The sequence below is a fragment of the Actinoplanes sp. NPDC048791 genome, from assembly GCF_040650095.1.
Lineage (GTDB): Bacteria > Actinomycetota > Actinomycetes > Mycobacteriales > Micromonosporaceae > Actinoplanes.
The window spans coordinates 1-2,487 of record NZ_JBEZGQ010001136.1 but is presented as its reverse complement, the minus strand read 5'-3'; the positions used below and the strand labels follow the sequence as shown (position 1 = coordinate 2,487).

Annotated in this window: 4 protein-coding genes; 1 reads left to right on the top strand and 3 read right to left on the bottom strand. The window is 72.6% G+C overall.

The window, feature by feature from the left end; genetic code table 11:
- The first annotated feature begins 143 nt into the window (after window positions 1-143).
- The gene (locus AB0C29_RS43290) at window positions 144-359 is read left to right on the top strand and encodes a hypothetical protein (protein ID WP_360833456.1); all 216 of its coding nucleotides are present in this window, start codon (window positions 144-146) and stop codon (window positions 357-359) included.
- Between the two features lie 11 nt (window positions 360-370).
- Here AB0C29_RS43290 and AB0C29_RS43285 read toward each other — a convergent pair whose 3' ends face one another.
- From AB0C29_RS43285 to AB0C29_RS43275, 3 genes are read right to left on the bottom strand one after another with little or no spacing between them, the layout of a single operon-like run.
- Complete coding sequence (locus AB0C29_RS43285; protein ID WP_360833458.1) at window positions 371-655, bottom strand: metalloregulator ArsR/SmtB family transcription factor; 285 nt, start codon at window positions 653-655, stop codon at window positions 371-373.
- Between the two features lie 5 nt (window positions 656-660).
- A complete protein-coding gene (locus AB0C29_RS43280) occupies window positions 661-1,473 on the bottom strand; it encodes a metal ABC transporter permease (RefSeq protein WP_360833454.1) in 813 nt (270 codons plus the stop codon).
- Entirely contained in the window at window positions 1,470-2,321 is an 852-nt protein-coding gene (locus AB0C29_RS43275) for a metal ABC transporter permease (RefSeq protein WP_360833452.1), read from the bottom strand. The genes AB0C29_RS43280 and AB0C29_RS43275 overlap by 4 nt, the downstream gene beginning before the upstream one ends.
- Between the last annotated feature and the right edge of the window lie 166 nt (window positions 2,322-2,487).

The window sequence follows — 2,487 nt, the reverse complement described above, 5'->3', positions numbered from 1 at the left end:
CGCCACGATCCGCAGACCCCGGGCATCCTCGGCCGCGCCCTCGAGGGCTTCCCGATCGGGATCGACGACCCGGCCGGTGAGCAGGTTACTGGCTGGCCGCGCTACCGGCCGAGCGGTGGCCCGAGACCAGCGGGTTGCGCCGGATGGCGGCCGACGTCGACTGGGACCCCTACTACGGCGATCGCCGCACGGTGCTCGCACTGGTCGGCCTCAACCTCGACGCCGCGGCGATCACCGCCCGGCTGACCGGGTGCCTGCTCACCGACGACGAGCTCGCCGACGGCTTCGCGGCGTGGCCCGGCTGGGCCGACCCGTTCGCCGGCTTCTTCCCCCTGACCGACGACATCAACCCAGCCTGAGCAGACCGGGCTCAGGTCAAGCGTTCGGCGTAGTGCAGGACCTCCCGGACGAGCCGCTTCGTCGGGTCGCCGCTGAGTGAGTAGTAGACGTGGCGGCCCCGGCGTTCCCGCCGGACCAGCCGGGCGTCGCGCAGGAACCGCAGGTGGTGGGCCACCCCGGTGACATCCGTGCGCATCGCCTCGGCCAGTACGGCCGGCGTGGACTCCCCCGCCTGCAACAGCACGAGGATGTGCAGCCGGTGCTCGTACGCCATCCCCCGCAGGACCGCGACCGCACGTTCCAGCGCAACGTCCATCTCGCTCACGCCGGCACCGCCCGGCCGGGGATCCGGACCAGCAGTGACGACAGCAGCAGTGTCGCGGTGGCGACCAGCGTGATGCTCGCCCCCGCAGCCAGGTTCCACCGGCTCGAGACGTACAGGCCGCCGAGGCCGCTGAGCACGCCGAACGCCATGGCCAGCGCGGTGATGACCGGCAGCCGGTGCGACCACATGCGGGCCGCCGCGGCCGGCGCGACGATCAGGGCGAGGGCGAGGATCGTGCCGACGGCCGGTACGACGGTCACCACGACCACCTCGATCGTGAACAGCAGCACCACGTCCCAGGCCGTGGTGGCGAAGCCGGCCGCCCGGGCGCCGGTGCGGTCGAAGCCGGTGAACAGCAGCGGACGCGCGCCGATCGCGAGGACGCAGGCCACCACGGCGAGCACCACCGCCGTCAGCACGAGGTCCTGCGGGGTCACCGTCAGTACCGAGCCGACCAGGAAGGACGACAGGTCGCGGCTGAAGCCGTTCTGGGTGGCGACGAGCCCGGCGCCCAGGGCGAAGCCGCCGGACAGCACCACGCCGGTGGCCGCGGCCGCGTTCTGGCCCTGGCGGCGGCTCAGCGCGGCCACGCCGAGGGCCACGACGGCTCCCGCCGCCACTCCGCCCACGAAGATGTTGACGCCGATGATCGACGCGGCCACCACCCCGGGGAAGGTCGCGTGGGTCAGGGCCATCGTGAAGAACGACAGCCGCCGCAGCACGACCTGCACACCGATGAGACCGGCCAGCGCGCCGACGAGGATCACCTCGGCGGTGGCGCGGTGCAGGGCGTCATCCCACCAGTTCATGACAGCACCGGCCGGCGCAGCCGGGCCCGGAACAGACCGACGGGCAGGAGGATCAGGTACGCGGCCACGAGCAGCAGCACCACGGTCGAGGCCGACGTCAGGTTGATCCCGTAGTCGACGGAGGCCGTCCAACTCAGCAGCAGTCCCCCGTAGCCGGCCGCGAGGATCAGCACTGTGCCCAGCAGAGCCATCGCCGCCAGGCGGTGAGTCAGCATGCGCGCCGCCGCGGCGGGCACGATCAGCAGCGCCACGACCAGGATCGTGCCGACCGCCCGGACCGCGGCGACCACCACCAGGGCGACCAGCACGTTGAGCCACAGGTCGAGCCAGCCGATCCGGTAGCCCGCCGCGGCCGCCCCGGCCGGATCGAACGTACGGAACAGCAGCGCCCGCGCGCCGAGGGCGAGCAGAGCGAGGATCACGACCGCGAGGACCGCGGTCTCGGCGATCTGCCGCGGGGTCACGGTGAGGATCCGGCCGAACAGGAACGTCGTCAGGTCATTGGTGTACGACGAACGGCGCGACACGAGCGCGACCCCGATCGAGAACATCGCGGTGAGCACGACGGCGGTGGACGCGTCGTCGGACAGCGCCCCGCCCCGGGTGAGCAGGGTGAGCACGACCGCGGTGAGCACGGCGGCGATCAGGGCACCGGCGAAGATGCCCTCGACGCCGCCGGCGAGGAAGCCGATGACGACGCCCGGGAAGACGGTGTGGGTCAGCGCGTCCGAGACGAAGGACAGCCGGCGAGCGAAGACGAAGACGCTGACCGGACCGCAGATGAGCGCCAGCAGAGCCAGCTCGGCCAGGGCACGGCCCATGAACGGCGTGGTGAAGGGCGCGATCATTTCTCGACCAGCACCGTACGGCCGTCGGCGAGATCGACCGCGTGGCCGCCGTACGTGCGGCGCAGCGGCCCGGCCGTGAGGATCTCGCCTGGCGGGCCCACCGCCCATTGCCGGCCGTTGAGCAGGCAGACCTGGTCGGCCAGGTCGCGCGCGACCGTGAGCTCCC

Bases quoted from the DNA above. Each gene is read 5' to 3' on its own strand.
- AB0C29_RS43280 (WP_360833454.1), bottom strand. From the start codon at position 1,473: ATGAACTGGTGGGATGACGCCCTGCACCGCGCCACCGCCGAGGTGATC.
- AB0C29_RS43275 (WP_360833452.1), bottom strand. From the start codon at position 2,321: ATGATCGCGCCCTTCACCACGCCGTTCATGGGCCGTGCCCTGGCCGAG.
- AB0C29_RS43285 (WP_360833458.1), bottom strand. From the start codon at position 655: ATGGACGTTGCGCTGGAACGTGCGGTCGCGGTCCTGCGGGGGATGGCG.
- AB0C29_RS43290 (WP_360833456.1), top strand. From the start codon at position 144: ATGGCGGCCGACGTCGACTGGGACCCCTACTACGGCGATCGCCGCACG.